Origin of the sequence: Methylobacter tundripaludum, assembly GCF_002934365.1 — a bacterium.
Lineage (GTDB): Bacteria > Pseudomonadota > Gammaproteobacteria > Methylococcales > Methylomonadaceae > Methylobacter_A > Methylobacter_A tundripaludum_A.
Window position 1 is genome coordinate 148,260 of record NZ_PTIY01000005.1, and the last position, 24,319, is coordinate 172,578.

11 protein-coding genes are annotated in these 24,319 nt (G+C 52.8%); 8 read left to right on the plus strand and 3 right to left on the minus strand.

The window, feature by feature from the left end; genetic code table 11:
• Positions 1-275: 275 nt before the first annotated feature.
• The 3 genes from B0F88_RS07900 to B0F88_RS07910 form a co-directional block, all read right to left on the minus strand.
• Positions 276-3,650 carry a beta strand repeat-containing protein gene (locus B0F88_RS07900; RefSeq protein WP_104423402.1) on the minus strand — a complete coding sequence of 1,125 codons (3,375 nt, stop codon included), beginning with the start codon at positions 3,648-3,650 and terminating at the stop codon, positions 276-278.
• A gap of 34 nt (positions 3,651-3,684) precedes the next feature.
• Positions 3,685-6,549 carry a DUF4347 domain-containing protein gene (locus B0F88_RS07905; protein WP_104423403.1) on the minus strand — a complete coding sequence of 955 codons (2,865 nt, stop codon included), beginning with the start codon at positions 6,547-6,549 and terminating at the stop codon, positions 3,685-3,687.
• 402 nt (positions 6,550-6,951) lie between these two features.
• Positions 6,952-8,532: a peptide chain release factor 3 gene (locus B0F88_RS07910; RefSeq protein WP_104423536.1), complete on the minus strand. Its 1,581-nt coding sequence runs from the start codon at positions 8,530-8,532 to the stop codon at positions 6,952-6,954.
• Between the two features lie 567 nt (positions 8,533-9,099).
• On the opposite strand from B0F88_RS07910, the gene B0F88_RS07915 reads away from it, so the two are divergent.
• The 8 genes from B0F88_RS07915 to B0F88_RS07950 all read left to right on the plus strand — a co-directional run bounded on the left by B0F88_RS07915 (position 9,100) and on the right by B0F88_RS07950 (position 24,289).
• Complete coding sequence (locus B0F88_RS07915) at positions 9,100-9,381, plus strand: PilZ domain-containing protein (RefSeq protein ID WP_181049858.1); 282 nt, start codon at positions 9,100-9,102, stop codon at positions 9,379-9,381.
• Between the two features lie 116 nt (positions 9,382-9,497).
• Complete coding sequence (locus tag B0F88_RS07920; protein ID WP_104423405.1) at positions 9,498-10,424, plus strand: histone deacetylase family protein; 927 nt, start codon at positions 9,498-9,500, stop codon at positions 10,422-10,424.
• Positions 10,425-10,566: 142 nt separating this feature from the next.
• A complete protein-coding gene (locus B0F88_RS07925; RefSeq protein ID WP_104423406.1) occupies positions 10,567-12,222 on the plus strand; it encodes an HD family phosphohydrolase in 1,656 nt (551 codons plus the stop codon).
• A gap of 82 nt (positions 12,223-12,304) precedes the next feature.
• Complete coding sequence (locus B0F88_RS07930) at positions 12,305-14,539, plus strand: CHASE2 domain-containing protein (RefSeq protein ID WP_104423407.1); 2,235 nt, start codon at positions 12,305-12,307, stop codon at positions 14,537-14,539.
• Between the two features lie 106 nt (positions 14,540-14,645).
• Complete coding sequence (locus B0F88_RS07935) at positions 14,646-18,713, plus strand: beta strand repeat-containing protein (protein WP_104423408.1); 4,068 nt, start codon at positions 14,646-14,648, stop codon at positions 18,711-18,713.
• The gene (locus B0F88_RS07940; protein ID WP_104423409.1) at positions 18,710-20,194 is read left to right on the plus strand and encodes a FecR family protein; all 1,485 of its coding nucleotides are present in this window, start codon (positions 18,710-18,712) and stop codon (positions 20,192-20,194) included. Before B0F88_RS07935 ends, B0F88_RS07940 begins: the two co-directional genes overlap by 4 nt.
• 133 nt (positions 20,195-20,327) lie before the next feature.
• Positions 20,328-21,932, plus strand: coding sequence for a ShlB/FhaC/HecB family hemolysin secretion/activation protein (locus tag B0F88_RS07945; protein ID WP_104423410.1), 1,605 nt, complete (start codon positions 20,328-20,330; stop codon positions 21,930-21,932).
• A gap of 89 nt (positions 21,933-22,021) precedes the next feature.
• Positions 22,022-24,289 carry a PAS domain S-box protein gene (locus B0F88_RS07950; RefSeq protein ID WP_104423411.1) on the plus strand — a complete coding sequence of 756 codons (2,268 nt, stop codon included), beginning with the start codon at positions 22,022-22,024 and terminating at the stop codon, positions 24,287-24,289.
• The last annotated feature ends 30 nt before the right edge of the window (positions 24,290-24,319 follow it).

Consider the following 24,319-nt stretch of genomic DNA (forward strand, 5'->3'; position numbering starts at 1 on the left):
CATCCGATCCTGCAAGCCTCGCTTCGATGTCGTCCTTGAACCGCTCAGCACCGAATTTGTCACCACTATTCACAGCTTCACGAATCGCTTTTAACGACGTATCATCCATTTGATGACGAATAGTGCATAAGCCGCGTGCCTGAGCTCATCGGTTGCACCAAGATCAAGATAGCAGGAATAAAGGGTATCAATCAACCGGCTCTATCCCCTGCTATAGTGGCAGGGGATAATCCCTGCGCCGTAAACTCTGTCTTTTTTAGAGACCACTTTAAAACTCAAGCGGCATCCTTGTCATTGCTAACAAGGCTTGCCAGACTATCCAGCAGTTTTAGACGCTGCATCTCAAAGCCTTTACTGCCCACCATCTGTAGCTGCTGAGTCAAACCTGGCTTGCTAACGTAAACCGGTTGCTTATCGGCATGTCCCGCACGACTTTGCTGGTCTTGCCCTTTTTCCTTGACGGGTGGTTGATTCTTTTCTGTGTCATCAGGCTGTTGTTGCTTCGGCTGTACTTTGACCAGAACAACCACCTCGTTTCCCCGGCTGTCACTGATGGTGACTTTCACGATTATAAGGTTAGTCACGACAGCGCCCTCTTTTACCGTAACGGCTCCCGTAATTGGATCAACGCTGATCCAGGGCGGCAAGCGTTGTCCGGTAGACAGCTCGGCAGTAATCGTTACCCCTCCGAACGTATCCAGCCCGGCAAAGACACTGAACGGCATGTTAATGGTGTCTCCAGGCGTTTTATTTCCGCTTGCCTCAACGCCCAGCTCCATATACACAACGATGGCCTGTTTAGTGCTGAAACCGGTATTATCGGAGCTAAAACTGTCGATTGTGCTGTTGCGATAATCTGTACTGAGGCTATCGCTAATAATCTTGTTCTTGTCTGTGTCGATATTAATGCCTGCTCCCGCAATATTGTCCGCACGAACGGTATTAACCATACTGATGAGTGGGCTCTGTTTGCCATCCGTATTCCCGCTTATTTGACTGAGGTTGATGGTCGTTGAATTCACTGTGATGGTAAAGGTCTGGCCGGAGCTGGTATCGACGCCGCCATTGGCCGTACCGCCGCTATCCTTGATAGATACGGTCACTGTTGCACTGCCGTTGGCATTAGCCGCCGGGGTGTAGCTCAGGTTGCCGTTGCTGTCGATCGTCGGCTGTAGGCTGAAAAGTGCATTGTTGTCATTGTTGACGGTAAAGTTCAGGGTTTGGCCGCTTTCGTCAGCCGGGCCAGCGCTGAGGCCGGTCGCCCAGTTATTGACCGTTTGCACTCCGGCGTCTTCGTTGACAGTCTGGTCGGCGCCTTTGATAAAGCTTGGAGCGTCATTAATTGCCGTGACGTTGGTGCTGATAGTGTTGACGCTGCCGGAAATGGCCGTAGCGCCTCCATTGGCCGAGCTGTCTGCTGTAACGCGAGTTTCATTGCCTCTCGCAGTGGCGCTGAAAGCACCGTTGTAAGTATTATCCAGAACGCGAATGTTCAGGGCCGTGGGTGCGCCGTTGAAGTTAGCCGCCGGCACGAAGCGCAGCTGTGTGGTATTCGCCAGAGCCAGGGCAGTAGCGCCGTCCGCGACTGCACCGATGGCTTTCCAATTGGCGCCACTTTCGCTGCTGTACTGCCATGCGCCTTCCGTAGCTGCATTGGCGCTATTGCCCACCACCAGGAAGCCGGGCGTAGTGGCCCCGGTATCCACATCCTGAAAACTGTAGCCGGTTAAGGCGCTGATAACCGTGCCGGTAGGATTGCTCGTATCTTCATTTATCGCGGCCAGTGTCAGACTGCCTACTCCGGTGGGAGCGTCGTTGACGCTGGTGACGGTGATGCTGCCGTTGGCGCTGTCACTGGAAAACGCCGTATTTCCGCCGCCTGTGCCGGCATTTGCCGTTTGCCGTATATTGTTGGTGGAAGCTGCGCCGCTGGTTTCGTCCCAGGCTTTGTAGATAAAGGAGGCGGTTTCGCCATTGGCAAGATCGGGCTGGTAGCGCACTTGCGTGGCGCCGTCCAACAATAAGGCGGAGGTGCCGGATACCGTGCCGAAATCGGTCCAGGTACCACCGTCGGTGAAGTATTGCCAAGTACCGTTGCCCGTCGTGCCGGTGACGGCGATGCCTTTGGCAACGTCAGTACCGTCCGGGTCGGTCCAGGATGCGGCGCCGGTAAGGTGAGCATTGACCGTCACGCCGCCGCTAGCTGTTTCTTCGTCGGTGTCGGCGAAAATATAAGTGGTGCCACTGGTAATGGTCGGAGCATCGTTGACGGCAGTAACATTGAGGGTCACGTTGGTGGTGGCCGAACTTTGCGACCCGCTGGCGCCGGTATTGCCTTGGTCGTTCACCGACACGCCTAACGTCACCGCAGTTGTATCATTGGACGCCGTGGTGAACTTGAGGCCGCCGGCGGCAATAAAGGCATTGATATTGGCAGTCGAACCGGTCAGGGTCAACGCGCCGGAGGTGCCTCCGACATTAACGCTATTGGCGGTGGCGATAGCGCTATCTCCGGTCAAAGCGCCGCTGCCCACCGTGAAAGTGGCAACCACATTGGAACTACCGGCATCCACGTCGCTAACGCTGATGCCGGTTAGCGACGTGGCCCCATCTTCCGTCACCGTAATCGAGGCAGGAGCTGATACTGTCGGCTCGTCGTTGACCGGCGTCACGGTCACCGTGGAGGCGACGCTGAGACTGGTGCTGTCCACGCCGCCGTTGCTGGTGCCGCCGGTGTCTTTGATGGAGGTCAGCGTGACCACCCGGTTGGCGGCCGTGGGATCGTCACTGCTGTTGCTATAGGCCAGCGCGTTGACCAGTGTCTGCGCCTGGGCAGCGGTAATGCCGCCCGCCTTGCTGAGGGTCACCGTCGCGGTGTTCCCCGATAGCGAAACGCCGGCGGTCATGCTGTGGCTGGCGGTAGTCACCGAGTTGTCGTGGGTCAACGCCACGCTGGAACCGTCGATGCTCAGAATTTCCGCCGCTCCGTCGGTGACGTTGCTGACCGTCAGTACCAGTTGCCCGATGTTGTCGGCCGATTCTACGGCTGAAACCGCCGCACTGCTGAACAGCGTCGCCGCCGCCCCGCCTTCGGTAAAGGTCGGGTTGGCGGCTATCGCCGTCAGCGTCGGCGCGTCGTTGATGGCAGTGACGTTGACGGTGGAGGTGACCCCGGTGCTGGTTTGCGCGCCGTTGCTGCCGGTGCCGGCGGCGTCGGTGACCGCCCAGGTGACGGTGCTGCTGGCGGTGGGATTGTCCGAGCTGCTGCTGTAAGTCACCGAGCGCAAGGCCGTTTGGTAGTTGGCGATGCTGGTTGTGCCGCTCAGGGCCAGCACGCCGGTGCCGCTGTTGTAGCTACCGGTGATGCCGTTCTGGGTGGTGAAGCCCAGCACGTCGCCGCTGGTAAAGCCGCTGCTGATTGTCACTGTCGCTCCGGTAAGCTGGGTATCGTCGGCATCGCTGAGCACGATGGTATTGTCGATGGCTACCGCCGAGCCGTTCTCCGTGTACGCCAAAGTACCGCCCGCCGTCGCCACCGGCTCGTCGTTGACCGCCGTTACGGTCGCCGTGGAGGCGACGCTGAGGCTGGTGGTGTCCACGCCGCCGTTGCTGGTGCCGCCGGTGTCTTTGATGGAGGTCAGAGTGACCACCCGGTTGGCGGCCGTGGGATCGTCGCTGCTGTTGCTATAGGCCAGTGCGTTGACCAGCGTCTGCGCCTGAACTGCGGGTAATGCCGCCCGCCTTGCTGAGGGTCACCGTCGCGGTGTTCCCCGATAGCGAAACGCCGGCGGTCATGCTGTTACTGGCGGTAGTCACCGAGTTGCCGTGGGTCAACGCCACGCTGGAACCGTCGATGCTCAGAATTTCCGCCGCGCCGTCGGTGACGTTGCTGACCGTCAGCACCAGTTGCTCGATGTTGTCGGCCGATTCTACGGCTGAAACCGCCGCCCCGCTGAACAAGGTCACTACCGCTCCGCCTTCGGTAAAGGTTGGGTTGAAAGCCGTCGCCGTCAGTGTCGGTGTGTCGTTAACCGCCGTCACGGTCACCGTGGAGGCGACGCTGAGGCTGGTGCTGTCCACGCCGCCGTTGCTGGCGCCGCCGGTGTCTTTGATGGAGGTCAGCGTGACCACCCGGTTGGCGGCCGTGGGATCGTCGCCGCTGTTGCTGTAGGTCAGCGCGTTGACCAGTGTCTGCGCCTGGGCAGCGGTAATGCCGCCCGCCTTGCTGAGGGTCACCGTCGCGGTGTTCCCCGATAGCGAAACGCCGGCGGTCATGCTGTTGCTGGCGGTAGTCACTGAGTTGCCGTGGGTCAACGCCACGCTGGAACCGTCGATGCTCAGAATTTCCGCCGCGCCGTCGGTGACGTTGCTGACCGTCAGCACCAGTTGCTCGATGTTGTCGGCCGATTCTACGGCTGAAACCGCCGCACTGCTGAACAGTGTCGCCGCCGACCCGCCTTCGGTAAAGGTCGGGTTGGACGCTGTCGCGGTCAGCGTCGGCGCGTCGTTGATCGGGGTCAGCGTCACTGTGGAGGCGACGCTGAGCGTGGTGCTGTCCACGCCGCCGTTGGCGGTGCCGCCGCTATCCTTGATCTGGGTCAGGGTTGCCACCCGCGTCGCGCCCGATGCTGTGGGGTCGTCGCCGCTGTTGCGGTAGCTGACGCCGTTCACCAGCGTTTGCGCAAGGGTCCTGCTGATGCCCGCAGCTTTGGTGATGGTCACTGTCGCCGTGCCGCCGGTTACGCTGACGTTTACCGTCATGGCGTTGGTCGCCGTGGATGCCACCGTCGCTAAATCAGTCAGCGTTATGTCGCTGCCGTCGATGCTCAGCACGTCGGTGGACGCTACGTTGCTGACCGTCAGCGTCAGCGAGGTGATGGTCTGGCCATTTTCCACCGTGGAAATCGCCGACCCGCTGAACAGGGTCACTGCCGCCCCGCCTTCGGTAAAGGTTGGGTTGGCGGCTGTCGCCGTCAGTGTCGGTGCGTCGTTTACCCCCGTGACGTTGATGGTTACCGTGTCGGTGTCGGTGGACGAGCCGTCCCCTGCGGCGATCGTCAACGTGGAATAGCCGGAACCGAAAGCGTTGGCGATAGGCGTGTATTGGAGCCCGTCAAGCGCGGTATTGATGTCCGTTATTGTGCCGCTGAAAGTCATCGTTTCGTCGGCGCTACCGTCGCCTGTGGTGAAAGAGAGCCCACCAGTGCCTGCCAATGTCAAACCACCGCTACCGGACGTCACCGACAGGGACGTGCTGTCCTGGTCGCTGACGGTGATGGCGTTGCCGTTGCCGGAGGAAAACGTAAGTGTCGTGTCTTCCAGCATCGTCTGGGCGCCGGGTACGGTGTTGACGGGCGGTACGGTAGTGATGAAATCGTCAAAGGCATCGGTACTCGAATCAAAATTCACTGCGGTGATGACCAGCGTATCGATGATCGTCGGAGAGCCGAACGAAACCGATTGAAACCCCGCCGCCGCGCTTGTCGTATCGGTTCCGGCCGTGGAACCGCTCAATTTGCCGGTAAACGTCCAGGCTGCGGACTGAGACTTCACCTGTATGCTGGTGAAGCTGAACGCGCCGCTCGCATAGGTGATGGTGATGGTTTCTGTCGTATTTGTATTGGTGGAATTGCTAAACGGCGTCACGGCGCCCGTGCCGCCCACGCCTAAGCTGCTGTCCCAAGCAAAACTACCGCCATCGCCGCCGCTGAAAGCATAGGTGAAGCCGTTCAGCGTGAAAGAAGACGGAAACGCGCCTAGACCGGGATCGGTATTGTAATTTTCAGTAAAAAGCAGATAGCCGTAATCCGCAGTTTCTGCGTCCGTCAAGGCGATGGAGGATTCAACAACGCCCGTCTGGGTTTCCAGCCGCCAGTCTCCTCCCAGCGCCGCCGACCCGGTGGGGCCGCTGGAAGCCGCCACATCCGCCCCGGTCGCGGACGCCAATTCGGAAACAAACGCCGCGCCGCTTGCGCCTGCCCCCACATCGCATCCGTACAGCAATATGTCGCCGTTTTGCGTCAGCGCGCCGCCGATGACGGCCAGTTCGCCGGAATATTGCTGGAGATTCTCGGAACTCAGAAACGTGGCGCCGAACAGCACCGCCCCGTCGGAACCGTGGGAGACGATGTGAATGGCGTCGATGCCGCTACGCCCAGCCAGTATTTGCGCCATCTGCGCCAAACCGTCCTGTCCTGCATCCAGTACATACACCTCCGTGCCGGGCTTAACGCCATTCTCCAGTTGCTGGTAATCGGCCACGTTGTTTTCGATAAAGACAATTTCATTGCGTTGCGGTTCGGCTGCGGGGGGTACAACATCAGCCGCGGCTTGAGCAAGCTTGGCGGCATCCTGATCAATGACGGCGGTATCTTGCATCAGGGGATCGGAGTCGGTCACGGCATCTGCGGTTGTCTCCGCCGCCGCACCGTCGAACATGATGCGCGGCTCCAACATCATCATGGTCCGGCAGGGTTTGATTACTGGAGCTGGCAGGCTTGAATTTATCTTGCCTGTTTTCCATTTGAACAGGTTTTTGATAAATTTCATGTCGGCGCTCTCAAAAATAACAGGCTATCGTAGAGAGCTTGAGTATTTTGCGCGTTGTCAGTGTAATTTAAGGCGGCGCAAGGTGATAGTTGTGGGGGCTTGATACGCATAGCAAGACCTTAAAGGGAAGAGATAATCTATTTACCCACCTCTAAAATTTCTTTTACTGACACCGGCAAACGCCTGTATTAAACCAAATTTATACGCCAAGTCATTTGCGTTATTAGAGGGCTTCTTTGCCCTGAAACGTGTTCCTTGTTTCAGAATACTTGTGAACAGTAGAGGACATAAGGCAATAAAACAATTCGTGCAAACACTTACTCTAACGGGAAAGACGACTGTTTTGTAGGACGGAAGCCTCTTTGGAAGAGGGATTCCGCCACATGATGAATGGATAAAAGGCTATAGTTCCCGCGTTGCGCTGAATTTAATGTCCGGCCAGCGCTCTTCGGTCAGTTGCAGGTTGACCCTGCTGTTGGCGACATAAACCAGGTAACCGCCGCCGTCTTCGGCCAGGTTGTCAAAGGCCTTTTTCTTGAACTCTTCCAGCTTGGCCGGTTTGTCGGAACTGACCCAGCGCACGGTTGAGATAGGTACGGCATCGTAAACGCATTCGACGTTGTATTCGCTCTTAAGCCTGAAGGCGGTGACGTCAAACTGCAACACACCGACCGCCCCCAGAACAAGGTCGTTATTCTTTAACGGCCTGAATAACTGGGTCGCGCCCTCTTCGGTCAACTGCACCAGTCCTTTTTGCAGGGCTTTGGCTCTTAACGGGTCTTTTAACACCACCCGGCGGAATAATTCCGGCGCAAAATAAGGAATGCCGCCGTATTTAAGCGTTTCGCCCTGGGTAAAGGTGTCCCCGACCTGAATGGTGCCGTGGTTATGCAGGCCGATGATGTCGCCGGGGTACGCTTCTTCGACGCTTTTACGGCTGTCGGCCTGGAAGGTGATCGCGTTCGCAACCTGGATATTTTTACCGATACGCACATGATGAATCTTCATGCCTTTGTCGAATTTGCCGGAACAGACTCTCAAAAAAGCGATCCGGTCCCGATGCGACGGGTCCATGTTGGCCTGCACTTTAAATACGAAGCCGGTAAAGTTGGGCTCTTCCGGTAACACCTCGCGCTGCTCGGCCTGCCGAGGTCTGGGCGACGGCGCATATTCGGCGAACGCATCCAGCAATTCGATAATCCCGAAGTTGTTAATCGCCGAACCGAAAAAAACCGGCGTCAGCTTGCCCGCCAGATAGTCTTCAAGATCGAATTCATGGCTGGCTCCTTTGACCAAATCGATTTCATCCCTGAGTTCCTGGGCCTGATCGTCCAACAACTCATCCAACTTGGGATTATCCAGGCCTTTGATGATTTCGGCCTGGGCAATCTTGCCGCCATGCTGAGCGCTGAACAGGTGGATTTCATCCTTATACAGATGATAAACACCCTTGAAGCGTTTGCCCATGCCAATAGGCCAGGTCATCGGCGCGCATTTGATCTTCAGGACGTTTTCAACCTCGTCCATCAATTCGATAGGTTCCCGCCCTTCCCGGTCCAGCTTGTTGATGAAAGTCAGAATCGGCGTGGTACGCAGACGGCACACTTCCATCAGGTTGATGGTTCTTTCTTCAACGCCTTTGGCGACGTCGATCACCATCAGCGCGGAATCGACCGCGGTCAAGGTGCGGTAGGTATCTTCAGAAAAGTCTTCATGGCCTGGGGTATCGAGCAGGTTGATAATGCTGTCCTTATGCTCGAACTGCATCACCGAGGTGGTCACCGAAATACCCCGTTCCTTTTCCATTTCCATCCAGTCAGAGGTCGCATGACGTGCGGCTTTACGGCCTTTTACCGAACCTGCGAGCTGGATTGCGCCTCCGAACAGCAACAGTTTTTCGGTCAGTGTGGTTTTACCCGCGTCAGGGTGGGAAATAATTGCGAAGGTTCTACGACGCTTGGTTTCAGAGCTTATTTCAGTAATCGACATGTTTTATGCAAAAATAGGTACGCACGGTACACAACTAAATAGAGTACCCATTGATTTAACGGGGACGAACGGATGATTGAAGGCTTCCCTTACCATTGATGTAAAAAAATCCCGGTGGTGGTCGGCATTACCGGCCTTAAACAGTTAGCCGGACTTTTAAAAAGTCCAGTACTGCTTCACAACTACCTGATTTTACCTAATTTAAATAAAATAAGTAAGCCTCCGTCTCTTTGAACAAGGCAAAATGCCCCGTCAGATAGAGCAATACATCCCATCATCCCCGGAAATTAAGCGTATTTGACGATGTAAGACATTCGTCTTTAGGCGCTAAATTACATTTTAGTTTTTCAAGTTCACAAGCGCTCAAACGGCTCTTGTTTTCCCTGTTGCAGTGACAAAAGACAGTTTTAAGATCCTAAATAGCTCAATTGTCTTGCGCATAAAAAGAGTCTATTATCCCCAAAGTTTTGGGACAGGATGTCTTCCAGCCCAATTTTAGTGGCGGGTAGACCGACTTATCCTGATAATTCATCACCGTTTAATCATCAAATGGAGCCAGATATGGACGGCAGCGAAGAAAAGCGACGGGCGAAGCGTTACCTTACTTCGTGCATCGTCGAGCTTGACTCGGGTACGGGCGTAACACGCAATCTGAGCACTACGGGGGTTTACTTTACGACGGATAAGGCTGTTGAGCCGGGCTTGATGCTGCGATGCTTCATTCTAATGCAAAAAGCAGGCGGAAATATAACCCGTCTCCGCTGTGAAGGCAGGGTGGTACGCGCCGCCAAATCGGCGGACGGCTGGGAAGTCGGCCTGCACTTCACAACATTCGATTGGTGATTGCGTGCAATTACTCCGCCAAACAGGCTATCACTAAAATGTTAACGCGAGCATCTCGCAGGCATAAGACTTTTTGCTCGCTGCCGTCCAATTGACGGATATTTAAACGAGGTTTTGTGAAAACACTTTATTACAATCATCCTGATTTTCTTTTTCATGAAACAGGCGCCGGGCATCCTGAATGCGCTGACCGGCTCAGAAGCATAGAAAAAGCATTGGCGGCGCCGGAGTTCTCCAGTTTAATCCGGCAATCTCCGCCGCTCGGTACAGAGCAGCAAATCAGGCTGATTCATCCCCAGTTCCATATTGATGCGATTCATGAGGCTATCCCCGAACAGGGTGAACGCTGCTTGGATCATGACACGGTGCTGTCGCCCGGGTCATGGCAAGCCGCCCTTCGTGCGGTTGGCGCTGTTTGCGATGCCGTTGATAAAGTCCTGACCGGCAAAGCCGACACTGCCTTTTGCGCGGTACGCCCACCTGGTCACCATGCAGAGCCCGCGCTGGCAATGGGATTTTGTCTGTTCAATAATACCGCGATTGCGGCTAATTATGCGCGCCACCACTATCAACTTGAACGCATCGCGATTGTTGACTTTGATGTCCACCACGGCAACGGTACGCAGGCGGCTTTTTGCAATCAGCCCAATGTGCTCTACGCGTCCAGCCATGAGATGCCGCATTACCCCGGCACCGGCCATCCCTCAGAAACCGGAGTCGGCAACATTATCAATGTACCGCTGGCTGCGGGCGATTCTGGCGTTGAGTTCAGGCAAAAATACAGCAGTATTATTTTACCGGCGCTGAGGCGCTTCAAACCTGACTTATTGCTGATTTCAGCCGGCTTTGACGCCCATAAGGATGACCCGTTAGCCTCCATCATGCTGGTTGAAGAGGATTTCAAATGGGTTACTGAAGAACTGATGTCCATCGCGGACAGCTGCTGCAAAGGCCGGATTATTTCCGCGTTAGAAGGCGGCTATAATCTCAAGGCATTAGCGGCCAGTGTTGCGGTTCATGTTAAAGCGCTAATGAACGGCTAGCACACTATTACTATGATGAGCCTTGTTAGCCGATTTTTATGATCCTTGATCAGCAAGCCGGATAAACGGCAATCTATTTTTGCGTCGTCAACTCACTTGGACTATAGTTCAAAAATACTTTCAAAATACCCCTGCACCACACATGACTACACAAAACATCATCGACCCGGTTGAAAACCCTACCGCTATGGATAACGGTGTCGGCAATGAATTTTCCTCCGCCATGCAAAAAATCATAGAACAGGTTGAAAAGTTAACCGACATCGGTATTGCGCTTTCCTCCGAAAAAGATACGATGCAGTTACTGGAAAAAATCCTGGTAGGGGCAAAATCCATTACCCATTCGGATGGCGGAACGATATACCGGGTTGACGGCGATACCATTAAAATAGAAATCATCCGCTCCGACAGCCTGGGTATTTGCTTGGGGGGCGAAGGCAATGCGATTAACATTCCCAATATCCCTCTGTACGGAGAAAATGGGGAGCCTAATCTTAAGAACGTCGTTTGTTATTCGTACCACAACAACAAAACCATCAATATCGAAGACGCCTACGACGCGGTAAATTTCGATTTTACCGGCACCAAAGCATTCGACAAGCAAAATAATTACCGTTCCAAATCTTTCCTTTCCATCCCGCTGACGAATCACCAAGGCGAGATCATCGGCATCCTGCAACTGATTAACGCCCTTGATCCTGTAACCAAAGAGATTATCAAGTTCGACTCAGTCTCACAACGCTTTGCCGAAGCATTGGCTTCGCAAGCCGCCACCGTTTTAACCAAGCAGCAGCTCATTACCGAGCTGGAAAACATGTTCGAATCACTGGTCAAATTAATAGCGACGGCCGTTGACGAGAAATCGCCCTACACGGGCGGGCATTGCCGCCGCGTTCCCGAGTTGACTTCAATGCTGACTGAGGCGGCGCATGATACTGACTATGGCTATTTACAGGATTTCAAGCTTAGCGAAGCCGACCGTTACGAACTCACCATCGCGAGTTGGCTGCACGACTGCGGCAAAATCATCACGCCCGAGCATGTCATTGACAAGGCGACAAAGCTGGAAACCATTTTTGACCGTATCCATTTGCTGGAAACGCGTTTTGAAGTGTTAAAACGCGATCAGGAAATTGCCTATCTCAAACAGCAGCTTGCTGATCAGCAGGTCAATAAAGCCCCGTCGCCGGAATTGGAACAAAACTTCCAGGCAGGTATCAGCCAACTAAACGACGATTTGGCGTTTATCCGCCGCTGCAATACCGGCGGAGAAGCGATGTCGGATGGCGACATTGCCCGTCTTCAGTCGTTACAAAAGCTTAGATGGTCGTTGAACAATGCCGATGCGCCGTTATTAAGCGATGAAGAGGTTTACAATTTGAGCATATTCAGAGGCACCTTGACCTCGGAAGAACGACATATCATCAACAATCATATCAACGTCACCATTTCGATGCTGGAAGCCATTAAATTCCCCAAGCATCTGCAAAACGTCGTTGAAATTGCGGGCGGTCATCATGAGCGCATGGACGGCAAAGGCTATCCCAAAGGGCTGAACCGGGAAGAAATGTCGATTCAGGCGCGGGCAATGGCCATAGCGGATGTCTTCGAGGCGTTGACGGCAAAAGACCGGCCTTATAAAGCAGGAAAAAAGCTTTCCGAAGCCTTATCCATATTGAAGAAAATGAAAGAAGAGCAGCACATTGATCCCGATCTGTACGATGCCTTTATTGAACAGAAAATCTACAAAAAATATGCTGAAAAATTTCTGGATGACTTCCAAATCGACATCGATTAATAAACAATCTTGCAAGGTGCGCATCACGCACCCTTTTCCAAATCTTCAAGATCAATAAAGGCCGCAGCGCCCCCGGCTTCTGATGAAATTCACTAATAAATGGCTTAAATCTTACCGCTTTTTGGCATGTACCCTGGTCACGCTGTTATTCATCGCGCACACTGCGCATTGGCTGCATATTCCAACCCTGCAACGCATGGAAAACATTTTATATGACTTGCGCTTGCGAACCACCGTTGTCAACACCGTAGACCCCCGCATTGTCATTATCGACATTGACGAGGAAAGCCTCGCCAAAGAGGGACGTTGGCCTTGGCGTAGAGATAAGCTGGCCTATTTGGTCGATATGTTGTTCGATTATTACAACATTAAACTGCTAGGCTTTGACGTGGTTTTTTCCGAGCCGGATACCAGCGGCGGCGTGGAGCTACTGGAAAAACTGGCCTCCGGCCCGCTACAAAAAGATGCCGATTTTCTATTGGCATTGGAAACGGTGCGCCCGCAATTGTCTTACGATGACATGTTTGCCAAAAGCCTTGAAACCCGGCCTGTTGTTCTGGGGTATTTCACCAGTCATATCACCGAAAAGACCCCCGAGATAGGCATACTGCCAAGACCTTTGGCTGCGGCGGACGGATTGCCGTTCAGCTCTTTGCTGTTCAAAGGAAAAAGTTATGCCGCCAATCTGGCAAAACTGCAAACGGCGGCAATGTCCGGCGGTTTTTTTAACAATCCCAATGTTGACGAGGATGGTGTTTACCGAAGACTGCCGCTGCTAATGAATTATAACAACCGGCTGTATGAAGCATTGTCGCTGGCATTGTTCAGAACCTTGCTGGGCATGCCGGAAATTAAATTCGTTACCGGCGAACACTATGGCAAAAATAACTACGATAGCCGTCTGGAAGCCCTGGAGATTGAGAACTTCCACATCCCCGTTGACGAGAGCGGCGCCCTTTTAGTACCTTACCGGGGACGGCAAGGAAGCTTTACTTATATTTCGGCAACCGATGTACTTAATGGCGTAGCCGATGTGGAGAAATTAAAAGACAAAATTGTTATTGTCGGCACCTCGGCGGCGGGTTTACTCGATTTGCGGGTAACGCCGGTACAAAACATCTACGCGGGGGTCGAAGTGCATGCCAACATTCTCAGCGGCTTACTCGACCAAGCCATCAAATCCAGACCCAACTACATCCTTGCGGCTGAATTGGCCGAATTGCTGTTAATCTGCTTGGCCGCAATCTTTGTATTTCCGCGTTTACCCGCGTTGTTATCCGCTGTTGTCTTCGGCATATTGCTTGTCTCTGGAATAGCGTTCAATTTTTACTGTTGGGCAATCTGGAACATCGATACCTTGTTGGCGACCCCCATTACCTTATTGATCGCCCTGTACGGTATCCAGCTGTTTTTCGGTTTTTTCTTCGAAAGCCGTAAGAAAAAACAAATGGGCAATATGTTCGGCCAATATATTCCGCCCGAATTGGTCGAACAAATGAGCCAATCGGATGAAGAGTTTTCTTTGAAAGGCGAAAGCCGGGAAATGACCGTGTTATTTTCCGATGTCCGGGGCTTTACCACCATTTCCGAAGGCATGGAGCCGCAGGAACTATGCGAACTGATCAACGGCATTTTGACCCCGGTAACCAGCGTCATACACGAATCCAAAGGCACTATCGACAAATATATCGGCGACGCGATCATGGCTTTTTGGGGAGCGCCGATGCACAACCCTCAACATGCCGCCTACGCTGTAAAAGCGGGCCTGACAATCTTGCAAACCTTAACTTCAATTCAGCAGGAATTTAAAGCCAAAGGCTGGCCTGAAATTGACATCGGCATAGGCCTTAATACCGGAAAAATGAGCGTCGGCAATATGGGATCGCAATTCCGCATGGCTTACACGGTGATGGGCGATGCGGTCAATTTGGGTTCGCGCCTCGAAGGGCTTACCAAACAGTACGGCGTAAAAATGATTGTCAGCGAAAGCACTCTTCAGGCCGCCCCTGAATTCGTTTACCGGGAACTCGATAAAGTCCGCGTCAAAGGCAAAAACAAACCCATTACTATTTACGAACCCTTGGGGGCAATGGAAGACGTCAGTTCCGAACAAATGCGGATTCTCGACTTATTGAATCAAGGCCTGCATGGCTACCGGCAACAACAATGGGCCAGCGCGCAAATCATTTTCGAGCAATTGGCCAGGCAACACCCAGATGACAGATTATATTCCATTTATCTTAAACGGATAGCCTACTACCTTGAATCGCCGCCCGGAACCGACTGGGATGGTGCGTTTACCCATACCAGCAAATAATTTTGTAAGAATTAACTCACATTTTTTATCACGTTCATGGAAGGAATAGGTATAACTACTTATCTAAATGTTATACTAAACAAACTATTAACGTGGAAGCGGGCCGATGAAAAACAACCGTAAAAAACAGCCGACGGATCAGCAGTCATTGTTTGACGCAAACCTGTCTCTGCGCCGCGCGCTTAAGCTGGCTCTTTTAGCGGCACTCTACCCTGCTTTTTCTTATGCCAATCCTGAGGGGGCGCAAGTCGTCAGCGGACAAGTCAGCATTGACGCCGCTACGCCGGGTGTGACCACGATCACCAACAGCCCGAATGCGATTATCCAATGGCAAAATTTCAACATCGGCCAAAACGAACTCACTCAATTTATTCAACAAAACGGCCAAAGTGCAGTACTCAACCGCATCATAGGCCAGAACCCCAGTGAAATTCTGGGACAATTGACCTCCAACGGTAAAGTCTTCCTAATAAACCCCAACGGCATCGTGTTCGGCGCAGGCGCTACGATCGATACCCAAGGCCTGATTGCATCCAGCCTCAACCTGAGCGATCAGGACTTTCTTAGCGGCAACTACCATTTTATGGCGGGGTCCGACGCTGGCAAGATAGTCAACGAAGGCATTATCCGGGCCGGAAAGGACGGCAATGTTATCCTTATAGCCCCGCAAATTGAGAACAACGGCATTATCAAGAGCGATGGAGGCTCCATTACCCTGGCAGCCGGACATGAACTGACCATTACCAACCTGGATGACCCTGATATTCGTTTTCAAATCCAGGCGCCCGCCGACAGCGCCGTTAACCTCGGCAAGCTGTTAACCGAAGGCGGCGCAATCAACGTGTTTGCAGGCACGATCAAACACAGCGGCGAGATCAATGCCGACAGCGTCGAGGTTGACGCGCAAGGCAATATCCGGCTGGTTGCGGCGCAGGATATAACGTTAGCGGCCGGCAGCAAAATATCGGCTAATAACAGTCAGGGCAATGCAGGAAACATCCATATAGACAGCCAGGACGGCGCCACCCTGGCACAAGGCGTCATAGAAGCCAAGGCCGGCCAAACCGGCGATTCGACTTCGCTTACGACAGGCAAAGGCGGCAACATAGAACTGCTCGGCGAGCGGGTCGGCGTACTCGGCCAAGCGCGTATTGACGCAAGCGGCGAAAACGGCGGCGGACGGGTTTTAATAGGCGGTGATTATCAAGGCAAAAACCCCGCCATACACAATGCCAAAGCGACTTATGCCGGCAAAGATACCGTTATTAAAGCCGACGCCAAAACCAATGGCGATGGCGGCAAAGTCATCGTCTGGGCGGATGATATAACACGGGCCTTCGGTTCGATCAGCGCTCAAGGCGGCATGCAATCCGGCAACGGCGGTTTTATCGAAACATCCGGGCGCCAATACCTCGATGTCGAGGGCGTTCGGATCAACGCTTCGGCTGCGAATGGCCGCTCAGGTTCTTGGCTGCTTGATCCCAATAACATTAGAATTATTCATGCCACCGGCACTTCGTCAGACGTGAACATGAGTGCAGCCAATCCATTTGCTCCGCCCTCGGATTCGATAAACTCTATAATATCCGATTACACAATTAATCAGGCTCTTGGCGGCTATACCAGCGTTTCGTTGACTACATCAAGCGGAGGCTCGGCCGGAAGCGGCGAGATTTTCTTTGACGGCTCTTATGGTTCGATCGTAATAAGCAAGAATTCATCCGATACGTTTTCGACCACATTGACTTTTAATGCTTTCAACAACATTAAGTTTCTCTCTTCCGGCAATACAACTTTCGAAACCACTTCAACAACCGGCACAGACGGTCTTACCGTCGTGTTCAATCCCGGCGCCGGCAAGGTCATGGTAGAGAATGGAGCAACCCTGAACCTGAATGGCCAGGGAGCTAATTTGGAAGCTCAATTAAGCGGCGGGAAGACCTGGGAAAACAGCGGAACCCTCAATATGCTGGGCAAGTCAGTTATCCGTCCCTATCTGTCCTCGGCATCGACCTTCGAAAACCTTTCCGGAGGCGTGCTGAACATCGGCTCGACCGGGACTTGGTCATTTCTCAGTAATTCGAGTACCCAAGACGGTAATATCAACAATGCCGGTACCGTCAACGTTAATCAGAGCACCTCTTGGGAAGCCAGGTTCTCGCAAGCCGCAGGCGGGATACTCAATCTGCACAACGGCTTATCCATGCAGCATCTTGATGTCGCTGCGGGTACTATCAATATCGACAGCGGCAAAACGCTATGGATACCTGAAACCCACGCAGGCTATTACAAGTTTAACGGCGCATCCATCAATGGACCGGGACGCCTGCAGATTGGCTACGCAGTTTCAAGCTACTCACCGACAGTGACTTTCAATAATGTCAGTACCAGCAGTCTTACTCTATTACGGGAGGAAAAAGGCACATTGGTATTTTCCGGCAGCAATACCTTCGCCAATACTAAGTTTTTCGCGAATGGAACAACCAATACAAACTGGTTCATCATCCCAACGGCAACCTACACCGGCAATACCGAATGGTGGGCCAAGGGGAATATTACGCTGAGCAATAATCTGAGCACTTCCGGTAATATCACATTGGGCGCCGGATGGAACGCCAATATTGCCACTCCGACGACGACATCGTCCGGCATGATCACCAATAACGCCGCCTTAAGCGCCGCCAATGTGACTTTCAAGGCCGGAAAGATGGCTCTGGGCGGCACCATCAATGGCAGCACAGCTGTCAGTTTATTAAGCACTAACGCCATCGATCTTGGCGCTATTACCACCGGCGACGCATTGACTACGCTTGAACTGAGCAGTGCCGAGTTAAACACCATCACCACACCGATCCTGCGCATAGGCGATGCAAACAGCGGCGCCATTACCGTCAAGTCGGCATTGGGAAACACCTTATCAACGGACGCGCTGAAGAATATTTCCAACCGGCTGAACTTGACTTCCGGCGGCGCCATCACCCAGGCTTCCGGTGCAACAATAGCCGCCATCCCCGGACTCAGTTTATCAGGATCTTCAGTCACATTGACCGAAGCCAACCCGGTTGGCGTCATTTCCGGTTCGACTTCAGGCGGTTCTTTTTCATATAAATCGAGTAACCCGATTTCCGTCACCACTGTAGACGGCGTTAGCGGAATCACCACCAACAATGGCGCTGTTTCGCTGACTGCCGCCACAGGCGACGTGTCGATACCCGGACAGATCAATGCAGGCACCGGCAACGTTAATCTGACGGCCACTACCGGTTCGGTCTACGGCTCAGGCACAAGCCCGGATATTATTGCCGGCTCGCTCGATATCAGCGCATTCATCAATATCTACGGCGTAGGCGGGTTGCATACCCAGGTCTCCCAAATCGGCAACCTGAGCGCATCTACCGGTTATATTAATCTCCGGGATTTTGGCACGACAGGAATAAGTCTTGGGCCAATCAGCGCCCGCGGTAATATTGCAATCACCGCATCATCGCCGATCACAGTGTCTGGCGGCAGCGGAATTACTTCATCATCCGGCAATATCAACCTTGCCGCCGGCAGCGCTTCCGTCCTGACCGTTAACGCCCCGCTTACTGTCGGCTCTTCAGGTCAGATTACCCTGACAGGCGGTTCGCTTGCCGGAACTAATAGCGCTGCATATAGCGGATTTTTTACCGGTACTAATACCAGTAGTAACAGTAACAACAGTAATAACAGCAACAACAACAACAGCAGCAGCAACAACAACAACAACAGCAGCAGCAACAGCAACAACAGCAACAGCAACAACAACAACAGCAGCAACAGCAACAGCAGCAGCAACAGCAGCAGCAGCAACAGCAGCAACAGCAGCAACAGCAGCAGCAACAGCAGCAGTAACAGCAGCAGTAGTAGCAGCAGCAACGCTGGCGAAAGCAATACGGACGCTGCTTCGACCCAAACAGATAATGATAACGATGAAGACGATCAGACTAACAATCCTGTCACCCTGGACTCCTTGCCGCAATCGGTGCAAGAAGTCACAACAAACTCCCTGGAACAAATCATATCGGTTGTGGTGGCGCCATCAACTCAATCGGGACAACAGTCAGGCGATCAACCGGGTAACAACCCACAAGGCGGCACTGGTGAATCCTCCGACCCAAGCAAAACAACCACCAATAAGCAGTGCACTAAATGACCGCCCATTTATCCTCTTTCAATAAAACGCCCATACCGGCTCAATCAACTGCAGGAAGCGCTGTAGCGGAACCCGGATGGCGCACCCTTGGTTTCGCCGGGGTTTTTCGGCGAGGCCAAGGACAGTCCTCCCGCGCTACACTCCTTAATTGGAGTAAACCACGACAACCGCTGTCTCTGGCGGGTTATGGTTTATGGTTATGCTTATTAATTCTCACCCTACCCGCTTATGCGGAGCCTCAAGTCGTCGGTCACATCAGTTTTGTCAAAGGTAGCAACGCAGCGCAACAACCTGGCGCCGCACCCCGTATCCTCGGTAAAGACACGGAGATTTTTCAGGGAGACAACATCCAAACGACCGAGCGCAGTTTTGTGATTGTCGAGTTTATCGACGGCGCCAAAGTTACCGTGCGGCCAAACAGCAACTTCAGTATTGATCATTACGACAGCCAATCGGCCAACAAAGCCGCTCAGTTGGTATTGCATCAAGGCGGAGTCAACACCAGCACCGGCGACATAGCCAAAGCTAATCCCGAAAGTTTCCAGATAAAAACCCCGACATCCACCGTTAAACCCACAACCGAAAAAGCTGAATATACGGTAAATATTTGCGACAAAGAGTGCGCGGAAAAAGCGAAGCAAGCAGCCGGGACCCGGACCGAACAAAGCGTAGCCGCTCGTGTAGTCGATATTAAAGGCGAAGTCAGCGCGATAAACCGCGCCGAAAAAGACGCAAAAGAGCGCCCCCTGTCATTAGGCGCCCCCCTGTATAACTCCGATTCCATTCACAGCGAAAAGGACAGTTACGCGCTGTTGGTATTTCCTGATGGTGAGAAAATCACGTTACAGGCCGACAGCGACATGGATATTAAACAATATGACTACAAAGTTAGCGGAAAAAAAGACCGGATTTTATTGCGTTTGACAACCGGCGGATTGCGTGCCTTGACTGGCAGCATCGGCAAGAACGATCATAGCGCCTTTGCGTTGGATACGCCGGTTGCAACAATCGGCATCAGAGGCACAGGTACGGACTCCTATACAGACGGATCATCCCTTAATCATTCTACCTGGCAAGGAACATCGTTTTTGCAGAACGAAGCAGGAGAATTCGATGTGCCGGAAGGAAGCAGCAGCACCACGACCGGTTCGGATCAAATTCCACGGATATATCCCACTCCGCAAAATGCCCCGCAACCGCCCGCACCCAGGCCGGATACCAATAAATCCGACCCCAAAAAAGTATTCGAGTCAAAAACTCCCAGCGAAGGCGATACATCGGTTAAGTCCACTCGGGGAAACACCGCCGTCGAGAATAACAACGGCGGAAAAGCCACGGTAAAAGAAGGTGAAACCGGCTCCACAAATCAGGATGGACAAACAACGACGTTTCAGTCCGATGAAGCCTCCTCCGGCAATACTTCATCCGGTAATTCGGGAGTATTTGACAACGATCCAGGTAATTCACTCGAAGGTTGTTAATGTAGCAGTGTAAAAGCGCGTTGCATTGATAACCTTTCTGCGCGAATAATGCTGAAAATGCTTCGGCACCCCAAAAAATCATGAAAAAACAATACATCACCACACACACTAAAAAACATAAAGAGCGTTAGAGATGAATAAGAAAATTCATTGGTTTACCGCCCGATCCATCGGATCGACTCTAATCGCCGCCGGTTTATACCTGATCCCGCAAGCGTTTTGTCTGGCCGCAGCACCGCAGGAATTCAGATTTAACATTGAGCATTTTTCGGTTGAGGGTTTATCGCCGCTGTCCCAAACGTTTATCGACGACTACTTTAAACCGCTGCAAAACAAGCCCTACACGCTTAAAGAACTTCAAGACGTCAGCAAGGCGCTTGAACAGGTTATCCGCGAACAGGGATACCCGTTTTACCGGGTGGTAGTGCCGCCGCAAACGCTGGCCAGCGGCGATGTCAAACTGCAAGTCATTTCCTTTACCTTGGGCGAAATTGAAGTGACCGGCAATGAACACTTTACCCGCAACAACGTCATTGCCAGTTTACCGGTTCTTAGCAACACCGAATCGCCCAATACCCAGGCCTTATCCGAAGCGCTTAAAGTGGCTAATAAGCATCCGTCGAAACAGGTGCAGGTCATCTTCAAACCCAGCCAAATGCCGGATAAACTGAACGCCAATATTGCAGTCTCGGAACGCCGCCCTTATCAGGCGTCCTTGATAGCCACTAATTACGGCACGCCCAGTTCGGGCGCTTACCGGTTGACTGGCGCATTGCAGTACAGCAACTTGTGGGGCCTGGATCATATCGTCAACGGCAGCTACTCGACTTCTCCCGATCATGCGGATTCCGTAAAGCAATACGGCTTCAGCTACAGCCTGCCGGTCTACCGGCTCAAAGGCTGGTTGAGCGCCTACTATGCCAGTTCATCGGTTAATGTCGGCACCGTGGCGACCGATTTAACGGTGACTGGGGCCGGTGAAATGTACGGCATCCATTATCAGCAGTTTTTACCCAAACTGGGCAAATACGAGCATAGCCTGGATTTGGGCATCGATAACCGCTATTTCATCAACGATGTTCAATTTCAAAGCAGCCAAATCGGCGCCAATGTCCGCAGTGTACCGTTCAGCGTGCTTTATAAAGGCGAATATCCCTGGCAAAACGCTCACACCGGCTATTATGTGCAGTGGGTGGGCAATACCGACTTCGGCGGCCACAATACTGACGCGCATTACCAAGCGTCCCGCCTTAACACCAAGCAAAACTGGGACTTGCTGCGTTACGGCGGCAGTTTTTCGGTCAATGTTGAAAATTGGCTGATACAAACCAGCCTTACCGGCCAGCAAAGCAACAATCCGCTGATCGCCGGGGAACAGCTCGGCATTGGCGGCAGTTTTGATGTCAGAGGCTATGAGCAGCGCGAAACCGGGGCAGACAGCGGTGAAATTGTAAAATTCGAAGTCACTACGCCCGCTTGGCCCGCCCTGAGCCTAGTCGAAGGGCAAAAAACCAATTTATTTGTCTTTTATGACTACGGTCATGGCCGTTTGCAAAGCGCTACACCGGGGCAAGTCAAAGACTGGAACCTGAGCGGCACAGGGATCGGCGCGCGCTTTCAATGGCAGGAGTATTTTCTAGGCAATATTGCCTTTGCCAATGCGCTGGACACTGCCGAAGCGGGGACTACCAAAGCGGGAGACAACCGCATCCATGCCAATATTGTGTTCAAATACTGAAGATTGAGTCATACTCTACGCGGAACTTTATCGCGCTGTTCGACCTTTAGCGCGTTGCACGTAAAAACACTTCCGACAAGTTGACAGACATGCATCAGGCCGCATCCCATATCATTGTCATAGAGCTGGCTCCTCCAGATGAGGCCGTACCGCGTATTAAACTGCTTACCTCCTCCGCTGCCGCATTTTTAGGTTATACCGAGCAAGAACTGATCGGCAGCCCTGTCGACCTGATCTACGCCGCCGAACACGACAAGGTGCTCTGGCGGGCGGCCCTTGCCGATGTAATCGCTGGTAAAGAGCGCGAGCCGGGAGCGGCAAGCTTTGCCTGCGACATACTCACCAAGACCAAGCGCAAAATCCGGGCATTCATATCCCTTGGTCTGTTATCCCCTCGGACAGCCTATAAAACCGACATTGTTTTGCTGATTCAGGACAAGCCCACCGACTCCGCTGAAGACTTGAGCACTAAATCCGCGCTGGCCGAAAGCGAAGAACGTTTTCGGCAAATGGCCGAAATGACCGGCGAATGGTTATGGGAGCAGGATCCTGACGGCTACTATAGCTACAGCAGCACCGCGGTTACTCAAATACTCGGCTATCGTCAGGAGGAAGTACTCGGCAAACACTATACCGAGTTTTTAGCCCCGCAGGATAAAGCAGACCAACAGCGATATGTGACCAGCCGCCGGCCTTTTTATGCATTATTGTCCCACTACCGGCATAAAGACGGCCGCCAGATACTGACCGAATCGACCGGATTGCCGATTATCGACGGCGAAGGGAAACTGCTTAAATGGCGGGGCGTTGACCGTGACATTACCGCCAGAATGCATTTCCAGGATGCGCTTATCGAAAGCGAAAAACGCATCCGGCTCATTATCGACAGCTCGTTGAGCGCGATCGTGATTATGGATGCTTACGGCATTGTTATCGATTGGAATCGCCCGGCCGAGAAAATATTCGGTTGGTCCAAAGAAGAAGCTATCGGCCAACGCCTTGACCAGTTAATTATCCCCCCCGCACAACGTGATGCGCATCGTCGGGCGTTGGGGCATTTCCTTCGTACCGGTTTTGGCCCATTCATAAACCGGTTAATCGAGCAAACCGCCATTCGCCGCGACGGCACTGAATTTCCGGTTGAACTAAACTTTTCCCCGTTAAAACAGGGCAACACTTATATATTCAGCGGTTTTATCCATGACATAACCGAACGTAAACGCCTGGAGCATCGATTTCAACAAGCGGTGGAATCGGCGCCCAATGCGATTGTCATGGTCAACAAGACCGGAACGATCGAGATGGTCAATTCGCAAACAGAGACGTCTTTCGGTTATTCACGCACTGAATTAGTGGGGCAACCGGTTGAAATATTAGTGCCGGAGCGCTTTCGCGAAGCTCATACCGGTTTTCGCCAAGCCTACCTCGCCGCCCCGGTATCCCGGCCTATGGGCGTGGGCCAGGAACTCTACGGGCTACGCAAAGACGGCACCGAATTTCCGGTTGAAATAGGCCTCAGCCTGATCGACAGCAAAGAAGAAACATTGGTGCTGAGCACCATCGTAGACATTACCACGCGAAAAGCGACGGAAGCGGCAATCCGCCAAGCGCAAATCAATCTGGCCATTGCCCAAAGCGAAATCAAGATTGCCCAACGCATCCAGGCATCCCTGTCGCCGTCGGCGCCGATCAAATCCAATCATTTTGAAGTCACCGGCTATTGCTTGCCCGCCGACCAAGTCGGCGGCGATTATTTCGATTATTTTTACCGCGATGAAAACCATCTGGACATGATTATTGCCGATGTTTCCGGCCATTCGATCGGTCCCGCGCTGTTTATGGTCGAAACCCGCAGCGCCATTCGAACCCAGGCCGGCGGCCTGGGAACGCCCGCAAAAACCCTAAACATACTGAACAATTTTCTGTTTGAGGATTTGGACAAGTCCGACTACTTTATCACGCTGTTTTATTTGCAATACGACCTCTCCAACCATCAATTGAGTTTCGCCAATGCGGGCCACCCGCCCCCTTTACTGCTCAGTTCTTTTCAATCCGAATGCAGGCAACTCGATGCCGATGGGTTAATATTGGGCGTATACAAAAATGTGGTCTTTGAAGAAAAAATCACCACGCTGTCTGAAGGCGACTTAATTCTGCTGTATACCGACGGCTTAACCGAAGCGGAAAACGCTGATGGCGAGTTTTTCGGCCTAAAACGCGTCAACGACATTCTCGCCGAACATGGGCAGGAAACGCCGCAGACCATCATTGACGCGCTGCTGGAACAGCTAAAGCAATTTTGCGGCAGCGAATCCTTTAACGATGATATTACGTTGATGGTTTTTAAGCGGAATTAATGACTGGGCCGCGTTAATCCAGAAAAGTAC

Coding starts and splice junctions, on each gene's coding strand:
- B0F88_RS07905 (WP_104423403.1), bottom strand. CDS start 6,549: ATGAAATTTATCAAAAACCTGTTCAAATGGAAAACAGGCAAGATAAAT.
- B0F88_RS07915 (WP_181049858.1), top strand. CDS start 9,100: ATGGACGGCAGCGAAGAAAAGCGACGGGCGAAGCGTTACCTTACTTCG.
- B0F88_RS07925 (WP_104423406.1), top strand. CDS start 10,567: ATGACTACACAAAACATCATCGACCCGGTTGAAAACCCTACCGCTATG.
- B0F88_RS07930 (WP_104423407.1), top strand. CDS start 12,305: ATGAAATTCACTAATAAATGGCTTAAATCTTACCGCTTTTTGGCATGT.
- B0F88_RS07935 (WP_104423408.1), top strand. CDS start 14,646: ATGAAAAACAACCGTAAAAAACAGCCGACGGATCAGCAGTCATTGTTT.
- B0F88_RS07940 (WP_104423409.1), top strand. CDS start 18,710: ATGACCGCCCATTTATCCTCTTTCAATAAAACGCCCATACCGGCTCAA.
- B0F88_RS07945 (WP_104423410.1), top strand. CDS start 20,328: ATGAATAAGAAAATTCATTGGTTTACCGCCCGATCCATCGGATCGACT.
- B0F88_RS07950 (WP_104423411.1), top strand. CDS start 22,022: ATGCATCAGGCCGCATCCCATATCATTGTCATAGAGCTGGCTCCTCCA.